General features: G+C 61.1%; 16 protein-coding genes. 8 read left to right on the top strand and 8 right to left on the bottom strand.

Annotated features, from left to right (window positions below):
- Positions 1-42 precede the first annotated feature (42 nt).
- Positions 43-1,005: a CobW family GTP-binding protein gene (locus JMV15_RS07175; protein ID WP_014720558.1), complete on the top strand. Its 963-nt coding sequence runs from the start codon at positions 43-45 to the stop codon at positions 1,003-1,005.
- Here the strand turns inward: JMV15_RS07175 and JMV15_RS07170 are convergent.
- Entirely contained in the window at positions 999-1,394 is a 396-nt protein-coding gene (locus JMV15_RS07170) for a DUF3301 domain-containing protein (RefSeq protein ID WP_003195752.1), read from the bottom strand. The genes JMV15_RS07175 and JMV15_RS07170 overlap by 7 nt on opposite strands.
- 117 nt (positions 1,395-1,511) lie before the next feature.
- Here JMV15_RS07170 and pdxY point away from each other — a divergent pair, with 117 nt between their 5' ends.
- A complete protein-coding gene (gene pdxY, locus JMV15_RS07165) occupies positions 1,512-2,384 on the top strand; it encodes a pyridoxal kinase PdxY (protein ID WP_038452032.1) in 873 nt (290 codons plus the stop codon).
- A gap of 133 nt (positions 2,385-2,517) precedes the next feature.
- On the opposite strand, the gene JMV15_RS07160 is transcribed toward pdxY, so the two are convergent.
- The gene (locus JMV15_RS07160) at positions 2,518-3,003 is read right to left on the bottom strand and encodes an acyl-CoA thioesterase (protein ID WP_003195747.1); all 486 of its coding nucleotides are present in this window, start codon (positions 3,001-3,003) and stop codon (positions 2,518-2,520) included.
- A 282-nt stretch (positions 3,004-3,285) separates the two neighbouring features.
- Here JMV15_RS07160 and JMV15_RS07155 point away from each other — a divergent pair, with 282 nt between their 5' ends.
- Positions 3,286-5,046 carry a cation:proton antiporter gene (locus JMV15_RS07155; RefSeq protein WP_014720556.1) on the top strand — a complete coding sequence of 587 codons (1,761 nt, stop codon included), beginning with the start codon at positions 3,286-3,288 and terminating at the stop codon, positions 5,044-5,046.
- A gap of 69 nt (positions 5,047-5,115) precedes the next feature.
- Here the strand turns inward: JMV15_RS07155 and JMV15_RS07150 are convergent, their stop codons facing one another.
- From JMV15_RS07150 to uvrD, 3 genes are all read right to left on the bottom strand, one after another.
- On the bottom strand, positions 5,116-5,523 hold the full coding sequence (locus JMV15_RS07150; RefSeq protein WP_014720555.1) for an SMI1/KNR4 family protein: 408 nt from the start codon (positions 5,521-5,523) through the stop codon (positions 5,116-5,118).
- A gap of 135 nt (positions 5,524-5,658) precedes the next feature.
- Entirely contained in the window at positions 5,659-6,525 is an 867-nt protein-coding gene (locus JMV15_RS07145; RefSeq protein ID WP_003195740.1) for a Tim44 domain-containing protein, read from the bottom strand.
- 217 nt (positions 6,526-6,742) lie between these two features.
- Entirely contained in the window at positions 6,743-8,926 is a 2,184-nt protein-coding gene (gene uvrD / locus JMV15_RS07140) for a DNA helicase II (protein WP_014720554.1), read from the bottom strand.
- Positions 8,927-9,204: 278 nt separating this feature from the next.
- Between uvrD and JMV15_RS07135 the strand changes: the two genes are divergently transcribed.
- From JMV15_RS07135 to JMV15_RS07125, 3 genes are all read left to right on the top strand, one after another.
- Complete coding sequence (locus tag JMV15_RS07135; protein WP_014720553.1) at positions 9,205-12,078, top strand: putative bifunctional diguanylate cyclase/phosphodiesterase; 2,874 nt, start codon at positions 9,205-9,207, stop codon at positions 12,076-12,078.
- A gap of 162 nt (positions 12,079-12,240) precedes the next feature.
- Positions 12,241-13,107: a transcriptional regulator HexR gene (gene hexR / locus JMV15_RS07130; RefSeq protein ID WP_003177007.1), complete on the top strand. Its 867-nt coding sequence runs from the start codon at positions 12,241-12,243 to the stop codon at positions 13,105-13,107.
- Between the two features lie 205 nt (positions 13,108-13,312).
- Complete coding sequence (locus JMV15_RS07125; RefSeq protein ID WP_020302818.1) at positions 13,313-13,510, top strand: PA3496 family putative envelope integrity protein; 198 nt, start codon at positions 13,313-13,315, stop codon at positions 13,508-13,510.
- Here JMV15_RS07125 and JMV15_RS07120 read toward each other — a convergent pair.
- Positions 13,440-14,414 (bottom strand): LysR family transcriptional regulator, encoded by a 975-nt coding sequence (locus tag JMV15_RS07120; RefSeq protein WP_014720552.1) that lies wholly within the window; start codon positions 14,412-14,414, stop codon positions 13,440-13,442. The genes JMV15_RS07125 and JMV15_RS07120 overlap by 71 nt on opposite strands.
- A gap of 196 nt (positions 14,415-14,610) precedes the next feature.
- On the opposite strand from JMV15_RS07120, the gene JMV15_RS07115 reads away from it, so the two are divergent.
- Positions 14,611-16,026: an acetyl-CoA carboxylase biotin carboxylase subunit gene (locus JMV15_RS07115; RefSeq protein ID WP_003195732.1), complete on the top strand. Its 1,416-nt coding sequence runs from the start codon at positions 14,611-14,613 to the stop codon at positions 16,024-16,026.
- A gap of 11 nt (positions 16,027-16,037) precedes the next feature.
- A complete protein-coding gene (gene oadA / locus JMV15_RS07110; protein WP_003195730.1) occupies positions 16,038-17,846 on the top strand; it encodes a sodium-extruding oxaloacetate decarboxylase subunit alpha in 1,809 nt (602 codons plus the stop codon).
- An 85-nt stretch (positions 17,847-17,931) separates the two neighbouring features.
- Here the strand turns inward: oadA and JMV15_RS07105 are convergent, their stop codons facing one another.
- Positions 17,932-19,233, bottom strand: coding sequence for an autotransporter outer membrane beta-barrel domain-containing protein (locus tag JMV15_RS07105; RefSeq protein WP_014720551.1), 1,302 nt, complete (start codon positions 19,231-19,233; stop codon positions 17,932-17,934).
- A gap of 109 nt (positions 19,234-19,342) precedes the next feature.
- Positions 19,343-22,309 carry an autotransporter outer membrane beta-barrel domain-containing protein gene (locus JMV15_RS07100; RefSeq protein ID WP_038452027.1) on the bottom strand — a complete coding sequence of 989 codons (2,967 nt, stop codon included), beginning with the start codon at positions 22,307-22,309 and terminating at the stop codon, positions 19,343-19,345.
- Between the last annotated feature and the right edge of the window lie 194 nt (positions 22,310-22,503).

Here is a 22,503-nt window from a genome sequence, read left to right as displayed (position 1 = left end):
GCGTAGGATCAAACGCTCTAAACGGCCTGAACCATGCCTCTTATGCTGCAGAACATTCCTACCCATGTGATTGCCGGGCCATTGGGCGCCGGCAAGACCAGCCTGATCAAGCACCTGCTTGCCCAGCGCCCGGCCAACGAGCGCTGGGCGGTGCTGATCAACGAGTTCGGCCAGATCGGCCTGGATGCAGCCTTACTCACCCAAGACGATGACGGTATCGCCCTGGGCGAGGTGGCAGGCGGCTGTTTGTGTTGTGTGAACGGCGCACCGTTCCAGGTAGGGCTGGGCCGCTTGTTGCGTAAGGCTAAGCCGGACCGGCTGTTTATTGAACCCTCAGGCCTGGGCCATCCGGCGCAATTGCTCAAGCAACTGCGGCAGGCGCCATGGCAAAACGTGCTGGCCGTGCAGCCTTGTGTGCTGGTACTCGATGCCCAGGCGTTGGCGGCGGGCAGGCCGTTGCCCCAGGCACAGCAGGAGGCGTTGACCAGTGCCGGCCTGCTGGTGCTGAACAAGGACGAGACGCTGACTGCCACGCAACGTCAGGCGATCGAAGCGCAATTACCCGATTGCCCGCGCCATTGGACACGCCAGGCGCAATTGCCACTCGACCGGTTGCCCGGTTTGAAAGCACAGGCCCAAAGCGCTGTGGATAACTTTGCGGTGCCTGAAGCAGTGGGGCAAATGCCGGCGATCTGGAGCGACCCTGGGCTGCCGATCTGTTTGAGCCAGAGCCAGGATGGCGGCTGGAGTATCGGCTGGCGCTGGCACCCAAGCCAGCGATTCGATGTTAGCCGTCTGCATCAGTGGCTATCGAGTTTGGGCTGGTGCCGGGCCAAATTGGTTATCCACAGCATTGACGGCTGGGTGTCCGCCAACGCTGTGGATAACAGCCCACTGCACTGGCAACCCAGCGCTTGGCGGCGCGATTCACGTGTTGAGTTGATCTTCAGCGCACCACAGGACGTGGCCGCATTGCAAAGCGCCCTGGCAGCCTGCCGTTACTGATGTTTCTTGCTGGCGTGGTCCTGGCGCCACTGGCTCAATTCGATGATCTCGGCGCTGGGCAGCGGCTCCTTGGTTTCGAACGGGTAGGGCGCCAGTTCGATCTGCGCGCTGTGGGCGCCGAATTGGGTGATGACCCCGGCGTGCCGGGTTTCGCCGGTCACCGTAAACTCGAAATTATAGATGCGCGCCAGGCGTCGGCGGCCATTGGCATCCTTGACGAAACCGATGCGTTTGAGCGCCACGGCACCGTCGAGCAGCTCGATATCGAGCTTGGCGCAATGCTGCTTGACCCGCGCCAACGCCCGTTCACGCAAGCCGTGGTTGTGCCAAACCCAGGCGGCGCCGGTGGCCAGCAGCATCAAGACGAAGATGTTTCCCAGGGTCAGCATTCCATGAACTCCAACAAAGTGAGCGCAGCTTAACTGTGTCGCCGGTCTGTCGTACAGGCTGCGTTTAGTCGCATACTGCTCGGCCAGAAATTCAACGGTTTTACGGAAATCTCCCGCATGAAACGTACACCTCACCTGCTTGCGATCCAGTCTCATGTGGTCTTCGGCCACGCCGGAAACAGCGCCGCCGTGTTCGCCATGCAGCGGGTCGGGGTGAATGTCTGGCCGCTCAACACGGTGCAGTTTTCCAACCACACACAGTATGGACAGTGGGCGGGCGAAGTGTTGGCGCCGCTGCAAATTCCTGCGCTGGTGGAGGGTATTGCCGCGATTGGCGAGCTGGGCAACTGTGATGCGGTGCTGTCCGGATACCTGGGCAGTGCAGACCAGGGCCGTGCCATCCTCAGCGGTGTGGCACGCATCAAGGCGATCAACCCCAAGGCGCTGTACCTGTGCGACCCGGTGATGGGCCACCCGGAAAAGGGTTGCATCGTGCCGCAGGAGGTCAGCGATTTCCTCTTGGATGAGGCTGCCGCCATGGCGGACTTCCTGTGCCCCAACCAACTGGAGCTGGACAGTTTTGCCGGGCGCAAGCCGCAATCGCTGTTCGATTGCCTGGCGATGGCCAAGGCCTTGCTGGCGCGCGGGCCCAAGGCTGTGTTGGTCAAGCACCTGGATTACCCAGGCAAACTGCCAGAAGGGTTTGAAATGCTGTTGGTGACGGCCGACGGCAGTTGGCACTTGCGTCGGCCCCTGCTGGCGTTTCCGCGTCAGCCAGTGGGCGTGGGCGACCTGACGTCCGGGCTGTTCCTGGCGCGGGTACTGTTGGGGGATAGCCTGGTGGCCGCTTTTGAGTTCACCGCTGCGGCCGTGCATGAAGTGCTGCTGGAAACCCAGGCCTGCGCCAGTTATGAACTGGAACTGGTGCGGGCCCAGGACCGTATTGCCCACCCTCGTGTGCGCTTCGAAGCCACACCGATCAGCCTGTAAGCACACAAAACCCAATGTGGGAGCGGGCTTGCCCGCGATGGCGGTATCTCAGTCAAAGCGATGTCGACTGAACCACTGCTATCGCGGGCAAGCCCGCTCCCACATTTTTTTGAGTTGATTCGCCGCTTGGAGTTTACGGCGCGTCGGCTTTGATTTCCCGGTAGCGCTTTTCCAGTTCCTGGCGAATCTGCCGACGTTGCTGAGCCTGCACAAAGCGGCGCTTGTCCTCGCTGTTCTGCGGCTGCAAGGGCGGTACGGCGGCAGGTTTGCGCTGGTCGTCCACGGCCACCATGGTGAAGAAGCAGCTGTTGGTATGGCGCACCGAGCGTTCGCGGATATTCTCGGTCACCACCTTGATGCCCACTTCCATCGACGTATTGCCGGTGTAGTTGACTGACGCCAGGAAGGTCACCAGCTCACCGACATGAATCGGCTCGCGAAAAATCACCTGGTCCACCGACAGCGTGACCACATAACGACCGGCATAACGGCTGGCGCAGGCGTAGGCCACTTCGTCGAGGTACTTGAGCAGCGTGCCGCCGTGCACATTGCCAGAGAAGTTGGCCATGTCAGGGGTCATCAGTACCGTCATCGACAGCTGGGCGTTTCCGGGTTCCATAGCACACTCACGGGTTGTAGGCATTGGTTGAGGGGAGGCACCTCTGCGGGTACTCAAAGTCTTTGCAGCGCCATCCCTAACGGGACGCCGTCAGGCGGCTTGCCGTCACGCGCGCAGCGATCTGTTTCCATATATTGCACCGGCTTTCCAGCAGAAGTCGCGGTGTTACCCTTCAAAAGCCCTTCTCAGGGCTTTTCTTACGATCAAGGCAGACTTTTCCGATCCTTCAAAGGCGCGGCCGGAAGTGGGAAAAGCGCCGGCACCCTCAAGGAGCCCCTCGCCATGCACGCCATCAGCTTTATCCAGGACTTGGCCGTGATCATGCTGGTGGCAGGGGTGGTCACTATCCTGTTTCACCGCTTCAAGCAGCCGGTGGTGCTGGGCTACATCGTTGCCGGCTTCATTATCGGCCCCCACACCCCGCCGTTTGGCCTGATCCACGATGAAGACACGATCAAGACCCTGGCGGAGCTGGGGGTCATCTTCCTGATGTTCTGCCTGGGCCTGGAATTCAGCCTGCGCAAGCTTTTCAAGGTAGGGGCCACGGCGTTTATCGCGGCGTTCCTGGAAATCGTGTTGATGATCTGGATCGGCTACGAGATCGGCCGCTGGTTCGACTGGAGCACTATGGACTCGCTGTTCCTCGGCGCGATCCTGGCAATCTCCTCGACCACCATTATCGTCAAGGCCCTCAACGACCTGAAGATGAAAGACCAGCGGTTCGCCCAGCTGATTTTCGGCGTGCTGATTGTGGAGGACATCCTGGGTATCGGCATCATTGCGTTGCTGTCGAGCATTGCGGTGAGTGGCACGGTCAGCTCCGGCGAGGTGTTCTCCACGGTCGGCAAGCTCTCGCTGTTCATGATTGTCGCCCTGGTGATTGGTATTTTGCTGGTGCCGCGCCTGCTGGCTTATGTGGCCAAGTTTGAAAGCAACGAGATGCTGCTGATCACTGTATTGGGGCTGTGCTTCGGTTTCTGCCTGTTGGTGGTGAAGTTGGAATACAGCATGGTGCTCGGGGCCTTTTTGATCGGCGCAATCATGGCTGAATCCCGCCAGTTGATTAAGATCGAGGGCCTGATCGAGCCCGTTCGCGACATGTTCAGCGCAATTTTCTTCGTGGCGATTGGCTTGATGATCGACCCGCAGATTCTGCTGCAATACGCCTGGCCCATTGCGGTGATCACCGTGGCCGTGGTGCTGGGCAAGATGCTGTCGTGCGGGCTGGGCGCGTTTATCGCCGGCAACGATGGTCGCACCTCGCTGCGGGTTGGTATGGGGCTGTCACAAATTGGCGAGTTTTCTTTCATCATCGCGGCGCTGGGGATGACCCTGCAGGTCACCAGCGACTTTCTGTATCCCGTGGCGGTGGCCGTTTCGGCGATCACTACACTGCTGACGCCCTACCTGATTCGCGGGGCCGACCCGCTATCATTGAAGATCGCCGCACTGATGCCCACGCGAATGAGCCGAGTGTTCGGCATGTATGGAGAATGGTTGCGCAGCATTCAGCCCCAGGGCGAGGGGGCGATGTTGGCCGCGATGATCCGCAAGATCATCCTGCAAGTCGGGGTAAACCTGGCATTGGTGATCGCAATCTTCTTTGCCGGCAGCTTTTTCGCAGGGCGCATCGGTGGGTATCTGGAAGGCTGGGTCAGCGATCAAAGCTGGCAGAAGGCGTTGATCTGGGGCGGGGCGCTGCTAGTGTCGTTGCCGTTTCTGATTGCGGCGTATCGCAAGCTCAAGGCGCTGTCGATGCTGCTGGCGGAGATGAGCGTGAAGCCAGAGATGGCCGGGCGTCATACCCAGCGTGTGCGAAGGGTGATTGCGGAGCTGATCCCCCTCTTGTCGCTGCTGGTGATCTTCCTGCTATTGGCAGCCTTGTCGGCCAGTATTCTGCCGACCAACAAGTTGCTGGTGTTGATTGCCGTGGTCACGGCGGCGGTGGCTGCAGTGCTCTGGCGCTGGTTTATCCGTGTGCATACGCGGATGCAGGTTGCGTTGCTGGAGACGCTGGACAACCACAAGGATACGGAACACTGACTGGCGTTGGCGGGGGCTGCTTTGCAGCCCAGCGGGAGCAAGCTCCCTCGCCACAAAAGCTATCAAGTATCAGCTTTCCAGCCAGACGTCCCGTGCCCAGTGCCACACCGATTCCCAGGTTTCTTCGGTGACCAATTCTTCTTCGGCGGACCACAACACCACGGTGCCGTCTTCTTCGACGCAGTAGTAGTCGTCGCCGTCCTGGCAGATCGGGATCAGGCTGCGATCAACACCGGCATCCCAGGCGTTGGCCGCAACGTCCGGCAGGTAAGTGTGGGACTGCGGGTCGGTGACGGTCACTGGCTCCAGGCTGCCATAGACTACGTCGCTGACGGTCAGCAAGAATTCACGGAAGACAAAGGGGATGTCGATGAACAGTTGTTCCTCGATTTCCACCAGCAGGTCTTCGTCAGGTAGCTCCAAAGGAACCGGGACCGGTTCGTTGGCTTCACGCAGTTGTTCGATGATTTCTTCCACGGCCGGGATCCTCTTGCTAGATGGCGCGGTTTATAGGGGCGTTTTATACAGTAGCTCGCTATAAGTGCAACCGTGAAATAGAAAACCCCGGACATGTCCGGGGTTTTTGTTACCGCTTGCTCAAACGCGCAGGTATTAGCCGTTCTGGCGGATACCGGCGACCAGCCATGGCTGGTCGTCGCCCTGGGCGCGTTCCATGTTCCAGCTTTCGCTGAACACTTCGCCCTGGTCGAAACGCGAGGACTTCGACACACCGCTGAAGGTCAGGGTGGCGATGGTCTTGTCGGCACGATCGTCCACGCCATCGAGCTGTACGCGCAGGTCGTCGATGTAGGTCGACTGGAAGGCGTCACCGATCTCGGCACGTTCGCGCTTGAGGAACTCCAGCAGTTGCGGGGTCACGAACTCGGAGATCTTGTCCATTTCGTTGGCATCCCAGTGCTGCTGCAGGGACTGGAAGTGGCTGCGGGCCGCTTCGACGAAACGCTCTTCGTTGAACCAGGCCGGTGCGTTGATCACCGGACGGGCGGCAGGGGCTGCCGAACCACCGAAGATCGAACCCATGGCAGGCTTCTGTTCGAACGCTTCACGCTGCATCGGCGCGCCGGCTGGAGCCAGGTGCTCCTGCTGCTTGCGGCGACGGGCGGCGATAAAGCGGAAGACCAAAAAGGCGATGACGCCCATGATCAGGATGTCGAAGATCTGCATGCCCTGGAAGCCGTCGCCCATGAACATGGACGCGAGCAGGCCACCGGCGGCGATGCCGGCCAGTGGGCCCAGCCAGCGCGAAGCACCGCCGGCCTTGGCAGCAGCGCCAGCGGCACCGGCTGCGCCTGCAGTAGCCGCAGCACCGCCCGCACCGGCGGATGGAGCCATTTGGCTGGTCTGGTGAGTCGGTGCCGCGCCCGAGCTTTTGCCGCCACCGAAGCGTTTGGCGTTGGCGTCGAGGCTCATCGTCAGGCCGATGCACAACGCCATGGCGATGCTAAGAAAACGTTTCATATAGGGAATTCCCATTTGTGGATTGCACGCGCGCCATGTTGCACAGGTGTCGTGGCAGTGGCTAGCGGCATAATGTTTCGGGCTTTTGCGTAAGACCAAATCCGAAGGGTCTGTAGGACTAATTACAGATATTGGCCCGCACGCCTCTAAAACAAGGGAGGGCCAATAATCTTCATGTTACGCAGTGTTTCATGATGGTGGGCTTATTGTGGCCAGCTCAGACCGCTTCGAGCTTGGCGTAACCCATCATCAGCCACTTGCTGCCCTCGGCGAAGTTCACCTGCACCCGGGCCTGGGCGCCGGCGCCTTCGAAGTTGAGGATCACGCCTTCGCCGAAGATCGCATGCTTGACCTGCTGGCCCAGGCTGAACGGGGTTTCCGGTATTTCGGAACCGGCAAACATGCTGCTGGAGTTCTGTTGCTGGCCACCGCCGAACGGGCGGCTGACGCTGTTGGACAAGCGCACTTCCTGGATCAGCCCCTTGGGCACCTCACGTACGAAGCGCGACACCTTATTGTAGGTTTCGCTACCGTACAGGCGTCGGGTCTCGGCGTAGGTCATCACCAGGTTCTGCATCGCCCGGGTAATGCCCACGTAGGCCAGGCGGCGTTCTTCTTCAAGGCGGCCGGGTTCTTCCAGGCTCATCTTGTGAGGGAACAGGCCTTCTTCCATGCCCACCAGGAACACGTAAGGGAATTCCAGGCCTTTGGCGCTGTGCAAGGTCATCAGCTGGATGCTGTCTTCATGCTCGTCGGCCTGGGTATCGCCGGCTTCCAGCGAGGCGTGGCCCAGGAAGGCGGCGAGCGGCGTCAGCTCTTCGTCGTCCTCGGTGTTTTCGAACGCACGAGCAGCGCTGACCAGTTCCTCAAGGTTTTCTACCCGGGCCTGGCCTTTCTCGCCTTTTTCCGCTTCGTGATAGGCGATCAGCCCGGACTGCTCGATCACGGTCTGAGTCATCAGGTGCAGTGGCATCTCTGCGCACTTGGCGGCCAGGTTCTCGATCAGCTCGACAAACACCCCCAACGCCCCGGCAGCACGGCCAGTCAGGCCTTTGTTGGCGATCAGCAAGCGCATGGCTTCCCACATCGACACATCGGCATGGCGCGCATGGTCGCGGATCGCTTCAACGGTTTTCTCGCCAATGCCACGCGCCGGGATATTGATCACCCGCTCCAGCGCCGCATCGTTACCACGGCCCTCAAGCAAACGCAGGTAGGCCATGGCGTTCTTGATTTCGGCACGTTCGAAGAAGCGCTGGCCGCCATAGATGCGGTAGGGGATGCGCTCGCGCAGCAACGCTTCTTCCAGCACCCGCGATTGGGCGTTGGAACGGTACAGAATCGCGATATCGCTACGGGCCAGGCCGGTTTTCAGTGCGCTTTCGATGGTTTCCACCACATAGCGCGCTTCATCGTGCTCATTGAACGCCGCGTACAGGTTGATCGCTTCGCCTTCCCCGCCGTCGGTCCACAACTCTTTGCCCAGGCGCCCGGTGTTGTTGGCGATCAAGGCGTTGGCCGCCTTGAGGATCCCGGCGGTGGAGCGGTAATTCTGCTCCAGGCGGATGGTCACCGCGTCCGGGAAGTCTTCGGAATACTGGTAGATGTTCTCGATTTTCGCGCCGCGCCAGCCGTAGATCGACTGGTCGTCATCGCCCACCACCATCAGGCTGTCGCCGCCCTTGGCCAGCAGGCGCAACCAGGCGTACTGCACGGCGTTGGTGTCCTGGAACTCGTCCACCAGGATATGGCGGAAGCGTTTCTGGTAATGGGCCAGCAAACCGGGGTTGTCGCGCCACAGGTCGAGGGCACGCAGCAGCAGTTCGGAGAAGTCGATGACGCCGGCGCGCACGCAGGCCGCTTCATAGGCCTCATAAATGCTGCGCATGGTGGCCAGGAACAGGTCGCCGCTGGCCTGGATATGTTGCGGGCGCAGGCCCTCGTCTTTCTGGCCGTTGATAAACCACTGCGCCTGACGCGCCGGCCAGCGTTGTTCGTCCAGGCCCAGTTCGCGGATCACGCGCTTGACCAGGCGTTGCTGGTCGTCGCTGTCGAGAATCTGGAAGGTCTGGCTCAGCCCCGCTTCCTGCCAATGCGCCCGCAACAGGCGGTGTGCCAGGCCGTGGAAAGTGCCTACCCACATGCCGGCCGGGCTGATGCCCATCAACTGCTCGATGCGATGACGCATCTCGGCAGCGGCCTTGTTGGTGAAGGTCACCGACAGGATGGAATGCGGGGACGCGTTTTCGACCTGGATCAACCAGGCGATACGGTGCACCAGCACTCGGGTTTTACCGGAGCCAGCACCGGCCAGGACCAACTGACGGCCAACGGGGGCCGCTACGGCCTGGCGTTGGGCATCGTTGAGGGAGTTCAGCAAAAGAGAGAGATCATCGCGCATCGACGCATTCTATGGGCCTTGGGGGGCCTGGGCAAATCCCAATGCCGGATGGTCGGTGCAAAACGCCTGCAGGCTAGCGACGCGGCGAACATTCTGACGGGGGTGATGACCGGTTGGTCATCGGCCGCAACCCGTGCCGTGTCTTGCTCAAGCGGTCTGGACCAAAGGTTTGCGGCCAATCGCAGCAGGTTTTTTATGACTTGTAGCAGTTTGGCCCAGGCGCTTGCTTGTGTATGCTCCGTCGACGTTTCGGGCTCACCATTATAAGAACACCGCCTATGACCCTTAGCACCGACCTGTTTGGCCCCTCGCCGGCCCCAGCACAGGTCATCCGTAAACACTATGCAACCCAAATCGCGGTTGAGCGCACGCGCCTGCTCTATCAGGGCTCGTTGCTGCCGACGCTGCTGATGCTGGTCAACGGCCTGGTCTGCGCCTGGTTGCTGTGGAACCCCAATCAATACCTGCTGGACAGCGTCTGGCTGCTCTGGCTGCTGGCCCTGGTGGCGATGCGCGTGATTCAAGTAGCGGCCTTTGACTCGGCCATGCCCAGCCGGCAGGCCCAGCCCGTGTGGCGCCGTATGTTCATGCTCGGCTCGGCGGTCAGTGGCCTGACCCTCTCGGCTGCGGCCATTGCCCTGGTGCCCACGGACAGTTTCATGCATCAAGCCTGGGTGTTTGGCCTGATCGGCGCCGCCACCTTGTCGGCCAGCGTTGCCTATGCCGTGAGCTTTTGGGCCTACCTGTCGTTTGCCTTGCCGTGCCTGGTGCCGGCCATCGTCTACCTATTCTGGAATGGCACACCGCAGCAACAAGGCTGGGGCGTGCTCGGGCTGATCCTGCTGGCGTCCCTGAGCCTGGTGGCGTGGCAGGTCAACCGCCTGATCCAGCGCGGGTTGTTGCGCCGTTTCCAGAACCAGGCCCTGATCGAGCATTTACAGCAGGCGCAGCAACGCAGTGAGCAGTTGAACCAAGACCTGGTGCGCGAAGTCGAGCAGCGCCGCGAGGTGGAGCAGAACTTGCGTGAAGCCCAAGTCGGCTTGCAAGACCGTGTGGCGCAACGCAGCCAGCAATTGGATGCTGCCAGCCTCGCCTTGAGTAAAAGCGAAGCGCGCCTGGCCATGGCCCTGCAAGCCAGTGAACTGGGCCTGTGGGACTGGAACCTGCAAACCGACGAGGTCCACCACACGCAACTCAAGGAGTTGTTTGGCCTGGAGCCCGAATACGTCACGGCGATGCTCAGCCACCTCAAACCGCGCTTGCACCCCGACGATCTGCCACTGCTCAAGCACGCGCTGGTAGAGCACCTCAAGGGTCGCAGCGAGGACTATCAGGTGGAATACCGGATACGTCATGGCGATGGGCATTGGGTGTGGATCGAAGACCGCGGGCGCGCCGTGGAGCGCACGCCCAGTGGCCGCGTTATCCGTATGCTGGGCACGCGTCGCGATATCAGTGCCAGCAAGGCCGTAGAAGAGCAGCAACGCCTGGCTTCGACGGTGTTCGAGGCGGCCAGCGAAGGCATTGTGATCCTCGACCCGAACTACGCGCTGATCGCCGTGAACCAGGCGTTCAGCCGCGTCACCGGCTTTGACATCGACGACATGCTTGGCCGCAACGTCGTGGAACTGCCCTGCAGTCGCGATGCGCGGCGCCACTTCCCGCTGATCCGCCAGGCATTGCTCAGCCACGGCACCTGGCAGGGCGAATTGGTGGAGACGCGCAAGAACGGCGAACTGTACCCGCAGTGGCTACAACTGAACGTGGTGCGCGATGTGCGGGGAAACGTCAGTCATATCGTAGGCTTCTTCGCCGATCTGTCCGCCCGGCGCGAGTCGGAGGAGCGCATGCGCTACCTCACCCACTATGACGAGTTGACGGGCCTGGCCAACCGTTCGCTGTTTCGCGAACGGCTGCGCGAGGCTCACCAGCGCGTGCGCCAAGGCGGTCGCAGCCTTGCGCTGCTGCATATCAACCTCGACCGCTTCAAATTGCTCAATGACAGCCTGGGCCATGAAGTGGCCGACCAACTGCTGCAGAAAATGGCGCGGCGCTTGATCAACGCGCTGCCGGAGGCCGACACCATTGCGCGCCTGTCCGGTGATGAATTCGCCGTGTTGTTTGACGCCTATGGCAACCTATCGAGCCTGGCGCGGGTGGCGACCCGGCTGCTGGCGAAATTGCGCGTGCCGGTGAATGTGGAGGGGCATGAACTGGTGGTCAGCGCCTCGATGGGCGTCAGCCTGTTGCCGGATAACGCACGGGAAATTTCTGCACTGGTCAGCCAGGCGAATATGGCGATGCAGCACGCCAAGCATTTGGGCGGGAATAATTTCCAGTTCTTCACCGACAGCCTGCAAGCCAGCACCCTGGAGCGTTTGCAGCTGGAAAACCACCTGCGCAAAGCCATCGACGAGCGTCAGCTCACGGTGTTTTACCAACCCAAGCTGTGCCTGGCGACGGGAAAGCTGAAGGCTGCCGAGGCGTTGGTCCGCTGGGAGCATCCGCAGTGGGGCATGGTGCCGCCGAGCGACTTTATCGGTTTGGCGGAAGAAACCGGCTTGATCGTGCCGTTGGGTGAATTTGTGCTGCGCCAGGCCTGCTGGCAGGCCTGCGAATGGCAGCGTCAAGGGCTGGCGCCGATTCGCGTGTCGGTCAACTTGTCGGTGCATCAGTTGCGCCAGGGCAAGCTGGTCAGCCTGGTGCGCCAAGTGCTGGAAGAAACCGCACTGGACCCGCAATACCTGGAGCTGGAACTGACCGAAAGCCAGTTGCTCGACAGCGTTGAACACATCATCGCCACCTTCCAGCAACTGCGTGACCTGGGGGTGAAGCTGGCCATCGACGACTTTGGCACCGGTTACTCATCCCTCAGCTACCTCAAACGTATCCCGGTGGACTACGTAAAGATCGACCAGGCCTTTATTCGCGGGCTTGGCCAGGGGCGCGAGGATGCGGCAATCACCCGTGCGATCATCGCCATGGCCCACGGGTTGGCGCTCAAGGTAGTGGCCGAAGGCGTGGAGGATCAGCAGCAGCTGGATTTCCTGCGCGGCGAGCAGTGTGACGAGGTACAGGGTTACCTGATCAGCCCGCCCATGCGGGCCGAGGGGCTGGCAGATTTGTTACGTAAAAATGCAGATTTTTCTTAGCGCAGCGTAGGCCGCCTTTATGGCTACATAGCGCCTGCCCGCTGAATCAGGGGGGAGCAGGGCGATTTAGTGATGCATCACACGGGCAAAACGACAATTCTTGTAGTATAACTACAAGCTTGCTACATCCCTGGCGCCTGCCAATAACAAGAGTCCTGCCCTTTGAACCTGTTGCAACATATCGCCCAGTCGCGCCACCTGTTACGCAAATCGGAACTCAAGGTTGCCGATCATGTGCTGCTTGACCCTGCGGCCGTGATGCACAGTTCCATGGCCGACCTGGCCCACAGCGTGGGCATCAGTGAGCCGACCATCGTGCGCTTCTGTCGCGCCATTGGGTGCTCCGGGTTTCAGGATCTGAAACTCAAGCTGGCGCAAAGCCTGGCTGCTGGTGCGAGCTTCGGCCAGTTTGCAATCCATGAAGACGACTCCGTCGCCGACTACAGCCTGAAAATCTTTGACACCACCTTGCACACCTTGATGGAAGTGCGCGAGAAGCTCGACCCGGTGGAGCTGCAAAAGGCCGTGACCGCGATGTCCCAGGCCCAGCGCGTCGAGTTCTACGGCTTCGGTGCGTCCGGCGCGGTGGCGGCCGATGCCCAGCACAAGTTCTTCCGCCTGCTGCTGACCGCCGCGGCCTACAGCGACCCGCACATGCAGGCGATGTCGGCGGTGACCTTGAAGCCCACAGACGTGGCCATCTGCATTTCCCAATCAGGTCGTTCCAAAGACCTGCTGATCACCGCCAACCTGGTGCGTGAAAGCGGCGCTTCGCTGATCACCCTGTGCCCAAGCCAGACGCCATTGGCGGAGCTCTCCACGGTGAACCTGGCGATCGACGTGCATGAAGACACCGAAATCTACACGCCGCTGACCTCGCGTATTGCCCATCTGGTGGTCATCGACGTGTTGGCGATGGGCGTGGCCATGGCCCGTGGCCCGAGCCTGGTCAACCACCTCAAGAGCGTGAAGCGCAGTTTGCGCAGCCTTCGCCTCTCGCCAAAATCCGTCAAAGCCCTCGACGACTGAGGGTCTGTGGGAGCTGGCTTGCCTGCGATAGCGGTCTGCCAGTTACCCTCTTCATTGCCTGATACACCGCCATCGCAGGCAAGCCAGCTCCCACATGGATTTGCGCCAGCTTCGCAAGATTCATCATCCTGTAACCCCCGCGCCGCCAAACCGTCATCCCCCGCGCCCATCCTGTACTCCCCGTACTCGCATTGGGAGACTCCAAATGACCCGGCCCTACGAAGACAGCAACAGCACCGTCAAGACCCGTCGTCAGCAGGAAGACCAGCGCCGCATGGCGTTCCGTCGCGCCATCGAAGATCGTTGCGAGGAGCGCCAGTTGCTCCAGAGCATCAGTGACTACCCGGAACTGCATTGGCAGGCACCCGTGGCTGCCCAGCGAAACGCTCAGCCAACGCGCTGATCTGCACCCGTTCGCTGCGAATAAAGCCCAGGAACGCATGGGCCACCGGTGACAGGCGTTTAGCCTTGGCCTGCACCAGGCACCAACTGCGGTACAGCGGCAGTTCTTCCACCGGCAGCTCCTTGAGCCCGCCGGTGGCCAGCTCCAGGTTCAAGGCGTGGCGCGTCAGCAGGGCCACGCCCAACCCTGCCGCCACACACTCACGCTGCGCCTCCGCCGAGGCCACTTCTACCGTTTGGGTGAAGTGCACGCGTTTTTCCTTGAAGTATTCTTCGCAGGCCAGCCGCGTGCCAGAGCCCGGTTCGCGGATGAGCAGGGTATAAGGCTCCAGGTCTTGCAGGCGCAGCGGCCCTTGCAGGCTCAAGGGATGATCCGGCAATGCCACGGCCACAATCGGGTTGTTGAGAAACGGCAGGAACTCCAGGCCCATGTCCTGGGGCACCATGGACATGATCACCAGGTCATCACGGTTGTCCGAGAGCCGGCGGATTACCTGGGCACGGTTGACCACCGTGAGCTGCAATTGCACTTCCGGATGCTGGCGCTTGAAGGCGGCGAACAGGTGCGGCACGAAATACTTGGCGCTGGACTCCACCGCCAGTTTCAGTTGGCCTTGCAGTGAACCCTGCATGTCCGACAGCTGCATATCGAGGTTTTCCAGGCGCCCGAAAATATCGCGGCTGGCCCGTTGCAAGGCTTCGGCGGCCTCGGTCATGTAGAGTTTTTTGCCGACATAGTCGAACAGCGGCTGGCCGACCAGTTCTTCCAGCTGGCGAATTTGCAGGCTGACCGCCGGTTGGGTGAGTGACATTTCCTCGGCGGCACGGCTGTAGGAACGCAAATCACACACTTCATTGAAGATCTGCAATTGACGCAATGTCATACGCATCAATGACTTACGCATTTTATAAGCCCTTAGCTCTCCGGTCGTCCGGCCAACTATAAGTCTTTACTTATACACAACCCAATAATTATTGATTTTTGTTAATTCTCCTGTGCGCATAGTGTGTGTCTCGCGACTGTCATGAAACATTTGGTCACGCGCCGACCCGCCTCAAGCGGGTCGAAGAACGCAGCAATCGGCTCAAGGGAATTTCCAAGTGATAAAAAAGATCCTGATCGCCAACCGTGGTGAAATTGCCGTACGAATCGTGCGTGCCTGCGCCGAGATGGGCATTCGCTCGGTCGCGGTTTATTCGGACGCCGACCGCCACGCGTTGCACGTCAAGCGTGCCGACGAAGCCCACAGCATCGGTGCCGAGCCACTGGCCGGTTACCTGAACCCGCGCAAGCTGGTGAACCTGGCGGTGGAAACCGGCTGCGATGCGCTACACCCCGGCTACGGCTTCCTGTCGGAAAACGCCGAATTGGCAGATATCTGTGCCGAGCGCGGCATCAAGTTCATCGGCCCGTCGGCAGAAGTGATTCGCCGCATGGGCGACAAGACCGAAGCGCGCCGCAGCATGATCAAGGCCGGTGTGCCAGTCACGCCGGGCACCGAAGGCAACGTTGCCGACATCCATGAAGCCCTCACCGAAGGCGACCGTATCGGTTACCCGGTGATGCTCAAGGCCACCTCCGGTGGTGGCGGCCGTGGCATTCGTCGTTGCAACAGTCGCGAAGAACTCGAGCAAGCCTTCCCCCGCGTGATTTCCGAAGCCACCAAGGCCTTCGGTTCGGCGGAAGTGTTCCTGGAAAAATGCATCGTCAATCCCAAGCACATCGAGGCGCAGATCCTCGGTGACAGCTTTGGCAACGTGGTGCACCTGTTCGAGCGTGATTGCTCGATCCAGCGTCGCAACCAGAAGCTGATCGAAATTGCCCCCAGCCCACAGCTGACCCCCGAACAGCGCGCCTACATCGGCGACCTGTCGGTGCGCGCGGCCAAGGCTGTGGGCTACGAGAACGCCGGTACCGTGGAGTTCCTGCTCGCCGAGGGCGAGGTGTACTTCATGGAGATGAACACGCGGGTGCAGGTGGAACACACCATCACCGAAGAAATCACCGGCATCGATATCGTTCGCGAGCAAATCCGCATCGCCTCCGGCCTGCCGTTGTCGGTCAAGCAGGAAGACATCCAGCACCGGGGTTTCGCGTTGCAGTTTCGTATCAACGCCGAAGACCCGAAGAACAACTTCCTCCCAAGCTTCGGCAAGATCACCCGTTACTACGCCCCCGGCGGTCCCGGCGTGCGAACTGACACGGCGATCTACACCGGTTACACCATCCCGCCGTTCTACGACTCCATGTGCCTGAAACTGGTGGTGTGGGCGTTGACCTGGGAAGAAGCCATGGACCGCGGCCTGCGTGCCCTGGACGACATGCGCCTGCAAGGCGTGAAGACGACCGCCGCCTACTACCAGGAAATCTTGCGCAACCCGGAATTCCGTAGCGGCCAGTTCAATACAAGCTTTGTGGAAAGCCACCCTGAGCTGACCAACTACTCGATCAAGCGCAAACCCGAAGAGCTGGCCCTGGCCATCGCCGCCGCCATCGCCGCCCACGCAGGCCTGTGAGGAATATAACAATGAGCAAGAAGATCTTCGTAACCGACACCATCCTGCGCGACGCCCACCAATCGTTGCTGGCCACCCGCATGCGCACCGACGACATGCTGCCGATCTGCGACAAGCTCGACAAAGTCGGCTACTGGTCCCTGGAAGTCTGGGGCGGCGCAACCTTCGACGCCTGTGTGCGCTTCCTCAAGGAAGACCCGTGGGAGCGCCTGCGCCAACTGCGCGCCGCACTGCCTAACACGCGCCTGCAAATGCTGCTGCGCGGCCAGAACCTGCTGGGCTACCGCCATTACAGCGACGACGTGGTCAAGGCCTTCGTGGCCAAGGCGGCGGTCAACGGTATCGACGTGTTCCGCATTTTCGATGCGATGAACGATGTGCGTAACCTGCGCGTGGCCATTGAAGCGGTCAAGGCCGCTGGCAAACATGCACAAGGCACCATCGCCTACACCACCAGCCCAGTGCATACCGTGGAAGCGTTCGTGGCCCAGGCCAAGCAATTGGAAGCCATGGGCTGCGACTCCATCGCGATCAAGGACATGGCCGGCCTGCTCACGCCCTACGCCACTGGCGAACTGGTCAAGGCACTCAAAGCCGAGCAGAATCTGCCGATCTTCATCCACTCCCACGACACCGCCGGTCTGGCCGCGATGTGCCAACTCAAGGCCATCGAAAACGGTGCCGACCATATCGACACGGCCATCTCCAGCTTTGCCTGGGGCACCAGCCATCCGGGCACCGAGTCGATGGTAGCGGCCCTTAAAGGCAGCGAGTTCGACACCGGCCTCGACCTGGAACTGCTGCAAGAGATCGGCCTGTACTTCTACGCCGTGCGCAAGAAGTACCACCAGTTCGAGAGCGAATTCACCGCCGTCGACACCCGTGTGCAAGTCAACCAGGTGCCGGGCGGGATGATCTCCAACCTGGCCAACCAGCTCAAAGAGCAGGGCGCTCTTAACCGCATGAGTGAAGTGTTGGCCGAGATTCCACGAGTGCGTGAAGACCTTGGCTTCCCGCCGCTGGTAACGCCGACCTCGCAGATCGTCGGTACCCAGGCGTTCTTCAACGTGCTGGCCGGTGAGCGCTACAAGACCATCACCAACGAAGTGAAGCTCTATCTGCAAGGCGGTTACGGCAAGGCGCCTGGCACGGTGAACGAAAAACTGCGCCGCCAGGCCATCGGCAGCGAAGACGTGATCGACGTGCGCCCGGCGGATTTGCTCAAGCCGGAAATGACCAAGCTGCGCGGTGAAATCGGCGCATTGGCCAAGTCCGAAGAAGACGTGCTGACCTACGCCATGTTCCCGGACATCGGGCGCAAGTTCCTCGAAGAGCGCGACGCCGGCACCTTGGCTCCTGAAGTGCTGTTGCCGATCCCTGAAGCGGGCGGCGTGGCCCGTGCTGGCGGCGAAGGCGTACCGACCGAATTCGTTATCGACGTGCACGGCGAAAGCTACCGCGTGGATATCACCGGTGTCGGCGTGAAGGCCGAAGGCAAGCGTCACTTCTACCTGTCCATCGACGGCATGCCGGAAGAAGTGGTGTTCGAACCGCTCAACGAGTTTGTCAGCAGCGGCGGCAGCAAGCGCAAGCATGCCACCGAACCGGGCCATGTCAGCACGGCGATGCCGGGCAATATCGTCGATGTGCTGGTCAAGGTCGGCGACGTGGTCAAGGCCGGCCAGGCCGTGCTGATTACCGAAGCCATGAAGATGGAAACCGAAGTGCAGGCAGCGATTGCCGGCAAGGTGAGCGCTGTACATGTGGCCAAGGGCGACCGGGTGAATCCTGGCGAAATCCTGATTGAGATCGAAGGCTGATCACAGCCTTCGAGACTGACGTTTAATCCTCGGGGGGGGCAGGTGCTCCCCTTTTTTTTCGCCTGAAATTCAGGCGTTCCCGGGCTTAGAAGCTCATTTTCCACTGGCCCATCAGGCCTTGTTCGTGGCCATGGTTGCCGGCTTGGCTGGTATAGGTCAGGCCGACGCTGTGTTGGGTGGACAAGGCAAGGTCCAGGCCTGCTTGCAAGTCAAAGCTATCGCGGTCCAGGGCGGTGCCAGTGATGGTGTAACCGTCGATCAGGCCTGGCGCATAGCGCGAGGTTTGGCGGACCTGGCTATTGACGTCGCCATACAGGTGCTTCCAGCTCGTACTTAGGTGAGGCGTGAGGCTCATGTTGTTGTCGAAGCGATACAGCGTTGCCAGGCGCAGGCCAAAGGTGCTGTTCAAGTTTCGCTGGGTTTGTGGGCCGACGTTCAATGCGGTTACGCCGCCGCTCTCTTTGAAACGGTCGCGCTGATAGCGTTGGTAGCCGAGGCCGACGAAGGGTTCGACAGTGGAATCACCGCTGCCCAATTGATAGCCGAGTTCGGAGAACAGTGTCTGGCTGCTGGCGTTGTATTTGCTTTTGAGCGAGTCGTGGTAATTGAGCAGGCTGACGCTGCGTTTGTTCTGCCCGGCATGGTTGCTGTAGATCGCCCCCAGGCGCAGGGCGAAGGGGCCGTCCTGGCGCACGGCGTAGCCGCCCAAGTGCCAGCTGTCCAGGTTGGCGGCATAACGCGGGGCATCGAAGTGGCTGGAGGTCTTGGCGCCCATGACACCCACCCGCCAGGCATGGTCGAGCGCCCAGTCGGCGCCCAGCAACAGGCCTTGGGTATCGTGCTTCAAGCCGGCGCTGCCGTGTTGTGCGTCTAGGCTGCCGCCGTTGCCCAGGCCTTGCACCCAGAAGTGGCCGTCGTCGTCAGTAGGCAGTGTGCGCAGGGTGGCGAGCAATTGGCGGCTCAGGTGCTGGGTGGTGGCCTGGGTTGCGGTGGCCAGGTTGGCGTTTTGGCTGGCGGCCAGTTGCTCAAGGGCTGCGCCGATCCCTCCGGGTTGCTTGCTCAATTGCTCAAGTGATTTTTGCAGCTCCTTGAGGTCTTCCGAGTCCAACTCGCCGGAGGCCACCAGTTGAATCACTGCCGGCTCCAGCACCTTGGCGACCTGCAGGCCGTTGTGCGAAGTGGCCTGCTGGGTGAGGAATCCGTCGAAGGGCGGTGGAATGGGCGGCGCTTCGAACTTGGGTATAAACGCCCCGCTATAGTCGGTGGCGTCGTAGGGATGGTTCTCATAGGGCTTGTATTCGATATCGCCTCGCGCGTGGGCGGGCTGAAAACTCGCGGCCACTGCCAGGCCGATGACGATTGCGGTTCTTTGAAGTGTAAAGGGCATGAATTCCCAACCTCTGATGAATGAGGCCGGGAATTTAGGCGAGGTGCGGGGGGATAACTGTCAGGCTATCGACCACCGTTTTGCGGGAGTTGTCTCTAGTACGGTGCGATTAAAAACTCATCTGCCATTGGCCGGTCAGCGCATGGTTGCGGCTGTTGCTGCCCACTTCGCCGGTATAGCCCAGGCCCAGGCGATGACGGACGGATAAGCCTACGTCCAGGCCCGCTTCGAGCAACAGGCTGTCCCGATCCAGCGCACTGCCTTGCACATTGAAGACGGTGCCACCGGCCAGGAAAGCCTGGCGTGTGGTGCTGTCGACATCGCCATAGGTGTGCTTCCAGCCAACGCTGGCACGAGGTGTGAGGCTGACGCCGTTGTCCAGCTGGCTCAGGTGCGCCAGGCGAAGGCCGAAGGTGCTGCTGAAGTTGTCCTGGGTCTGGCCCTCGACATGCAACGCAGCGGCGCCGCCTTTTTCGTTATAGCCGTCGCGTTGGTAGCGCTGGTAGCCGAGGTTGGCGAACGGTTCTGCGCTCAAGCGGCCACTACCCATGGCGTAGCCCAGTTCAGCGAAAGCCTGCTGGCTGTTGGCGTCATAGTCGCCCTTGGGGCGGTCGTTAAAACCGTTGAAGGCCACCGTGCGTTTACTGTCGCCCTGATGCCCGCTGTAGGCCGCACCCAGGCGCAAGGCCAGTGGGCCGCTCTGGCGCAGGGCATAGACGCCGGCGTGCCAGCTGTCGACGCTGCCGTCCACACCGGTGGTGTCCAGGTCGGTCTTGGAGTAACCGCCCAGCACACCCAGGCGCCAGTCACTATCCAGCGCCCAATCGGCGCCGAGCACTGTACCTTTGGTGCGTTGGGTCAAGCCGTTACTGCCGTGCTCGCCATCGAGCTTGCCGTAGCTGCCGATGCCTTGCAGCCACAGGCGGCCGCGCGCGTTCGGGTCATTGAGGTTGCGCACCTCGGCGGGCACGCCGGTGGCGGCCAGTACCGGCGTATCTTGGTCATTGAGCCCCACCAGCAGTCCCGCACCGCCACCCACCTGGTGCATGGCGGCGAGCATGCTGTGGCCCACTTGCGCACTGGCATTGAGGGTGGCGCTGGTGAGGTTGGCGGTGCTACTGCCCGCCAGTTGCTCGATGGCTGCCCCGGCTGTGGCGCTGGTGGTATTGAGCAGGGCGTTGTACAGCGGGTTGTTCGTGCCCAGGCCTGCCAGGCTGTTGGCGGCGCTGGCGCCATTGCCGGTGCTGGCGAATTGGTTGAAGGCGATGTCGTTACGGGTGTATGTAAGGCCGACCTGAGTGGCGCTGTAATCCAGGGTTGGGGTCAGGAAGGCGTAGTCGCTGGTGACCTTGCCAAACGTGCCATTGATGCTGCCGGCTTGCAGCACGCTGTAATGGCTTTGCCAGGGGTAGGTGCCTTCGCCGGGGTTGACCGCCAGGGTCGCGCCATTGAGGTAAGCGGTGCCGCCGACCTTGATCGGCGCGCTGCTGCCGTCGGCGTTGACGCCATAGGCCAGGGTCGAGCCGCTGCCCATGCGCAAGTCGCGGTTGATGGTGGCGGTGCCCAACGCGGTGTTGGTCTGCAGGGTGCCGTTCACCACCAGGCTGCCCACCGAGCCGCCGCCGGCATACACACCGCCTGTGTCGACCGTCACGTTACCGGTAATCCCGCCTTGGTTGACCAGCTTGGCACCGGTGGAAATCTTGCCGCCGTCGCTGAAATCACCCTGGCCGGTCAACGTCCAGGTACCTTGCTTGACCTCCAGCCATTCAAGGTTGCGGCTGTCGCCAAAACTGCCCCCTGCGACGTCGTCCAGGGTCAGTCGGTCGTAACCACTGCCGCCGTCCACCGTGCCGATAAAGCGGCTGCCGTTGCGCAAGATCAGCTGGTCATCGCCGCCGCCCAAATCCAGGGCCAGGCCATTACTGCCGCTGATCGTGCCGCTATTGATAACCGTGTCGGCATAGTTGCCGACGAACTTCACGCCAAAGCCATCCAGGCCCTGAATCGTGCCGTGGTTCTCCAGGATGGTAGCCGCGAGCCCCGGCCCGTCGCTGCCGTCGTCCACCAGGATGGCATTGTTGGCACCACTGACCAACGCGCCTTTGGCGTTGTAGAGAGAGCCACCGCCCAGGGCGATCCCTTCGCTGCCGTTGGCAAAGCCGTTCTTGTCGACACCCCCGGCGCCGACACCCTGGATGACGCCGTAGTTTTCGATATGGGCGATCTTGTCGATGTCCACGCCGTCACCGTCGCCATCCGGTTGCAGCCCGGAGAACGCGCCGGTGATGGTGCCGTGGTTGATCACAGTGCCGTCGCCATCGGAACCAAAGCCCGAGCCGTTGCGGCCGATCACCGTGCCGTAGTTGGTCAGCGTGGCGCCCTCGTCCGTGGTGATGCCATGGCGGCCACCGGAAATCAGGCCATAGTTGGTCACCGTCACGCCGCTGGCGGAGTCGATGTCCACGCCATCGAACTTGTCATCGCGGGAGAAGGTGTTGCCGGTGGAGATCTCACCGTAGTTAGTGATAGAGGCGTTGGCGCCAGTCTTCATGCCGTCGCTGGCCTCCCCGCGAATCAAGCCACCGGCACGGTTGATGATCGTGGTGGTGACGTTGCTGCTGCGCAGCGCATCCAGGTCCAGCCCTTGGCCGGTGGCCGAGCGAAGGGTGCCGCTGTTGTCGATCAGCACGCTGCCGCTGACAACGTTACTGTTGATGCGCAACGCATCATTGGCACCTTGAATCACCCCACCGGCAAGGTTGTAAACGCTGTACCTGCGCTCCCCGCTGACGTTCCCCGAACTGTCGATACCCCGACCGCCACTGGAGACCAGCTTGCCCGCGTTAGTCACCACCACCCCCGCACCGCGGGTGCCGTCCTTGAGCGTCACCGCCACCCCGGAGGTTGTAATGCTGCCAGGCGCCGACGTGGTCAACGTATCACTGCCACCCAGGGTTTGCCCCTGTGTCGTAGGCGTGTCGATCTGCAGGGTCTTGGCTGCGGCTGCTTCAATGAAACTGCCGCTGGCCAACAGGGTGATGGCGAGCGCGAGGCATTGTGGACACGGGGGCATGCTGGGCGACCTTGTTATGGCAAGCGAGTCGACTGGTATAGCGCAAGGTCGTTGCAGAAATGTGTCGCAGTGATGACGGTCAAGTCGTATGAATTAAATTGCATATCTCCAGGTCTTTCCCCTCCATATCTGCATTTTAATGCATATATAAAGACACTCTATGAGTGAGAAATGCACTATATTGCATGTGTTGC

This window comes from Pseudomonas paracarnis (assembly GCF_904063055.1).
GTDB classification, from domain to species: Bacteria; Pseudomonadota; Gammaproteobacteria; order Pseudomonadales; family Pseudomonadaceae; genus Aquipseudomonas; species Aquipseudomonas paracarnis.
The sequence above is the reverse complement of the archived record's forward strand: the minus strand, read 5'-3'. Positions and strand labels throughout refer to the sequence as shown.

Excerpts from the sequence above, each read along its gene's own strand:
- JMV15_RS07145 (WP_003195740.1), bottom strand. The coding sequence starts at position 6,525 with ATGAAACGTTTTCTTAGCATCGCCATGGCGTTGTGCATCGGCCTGACG.
- oadA (WP_003195730.1), top strand. The coding sequence starts at position 16,038 with ATGAGCAAGAAGATCTTCGTAACCGACACCATCCTGCGCGACGCCCAC.
- pdxY (WP_038452032.1), top strand. The coding sequence starts at position 1,512 with ATGAAACGTACACCTCACCTGCTTGCGATCCAGTCTCATGTGGTCTTC.
- JMV15_RS07155 (WP_014720556.1), top strand. The coding sequence starts at position 3,286 with ATGCACGCCATCAGCTTTATCCAGGACTTGGCCGTGATCATGCTGGTG.
- JMV15_RS07135 (WP_014720553.1), top strand. The coding sequence starts at position 9,205 with ATGACCCTTAGCACCGACCTGTTTGGCCCCTCGCCGGCCCCAGCACAG.
- JMV15_RS07175 (WP_014720558.1), top strand. The coding sequence starts at position 43 with ATGCTGCAGAACATTCCTACCCATGTGATTGCCGGGCCATTGGGCGCC.
- JMV15_RS07170 (WP_003195752.1), bottom strand. The coding sequence starts at position 1,394 with ATGCTGACCCTGGGAAACATCTTCGTCTTGATGCTGCTGGCCACCGGC.
- uvrD (WP_014720554.1), bottom strand. The coding sequence starts at position 8,926 with ATGCGCGATGATCTCTCTCTTTTGCTGAACTCCCTCAACGATGCCCAA.
- JMV15_RS07160 (WP_003195747.1), bottom strand. The coding sequence starts at position 3,003 with ATGGAACCCGGAAACGCCCAGCTGTCGATGACGGTACTGATGACCCCT.
- JMV15_RS07125 (WP_020302818.1), top strand. The coding sequence starts at position 13,313 with ATGACCCGGCCCTACGAAGACAGCAACAGCACCGTCAAGACCCGTCGT.
- JMV15_RS07120 (WP_014720552.1), bottom strand. The coding sequence starts at position 14,414 with ATGCGTAAGTCATTGATGCGTATGACATTGCGTCAATTGCAGATCTTC.
- JMV15_RS07100 (WP_038452027.1), bottom strand. The coding sequence starts at position 22,309 with ATGCCCCCGTGTCCACAATGCCTCGCGCTCGCCATCACCCTGTTGGCC.
- JMV15_RS07105 (WP_014720551.1), bottom strand. The coding sequence starts at position 19,233 with ATGCCCTTTACACTTCAAAGAACCGCAATCGTCATCGGCCTGGCAGTG.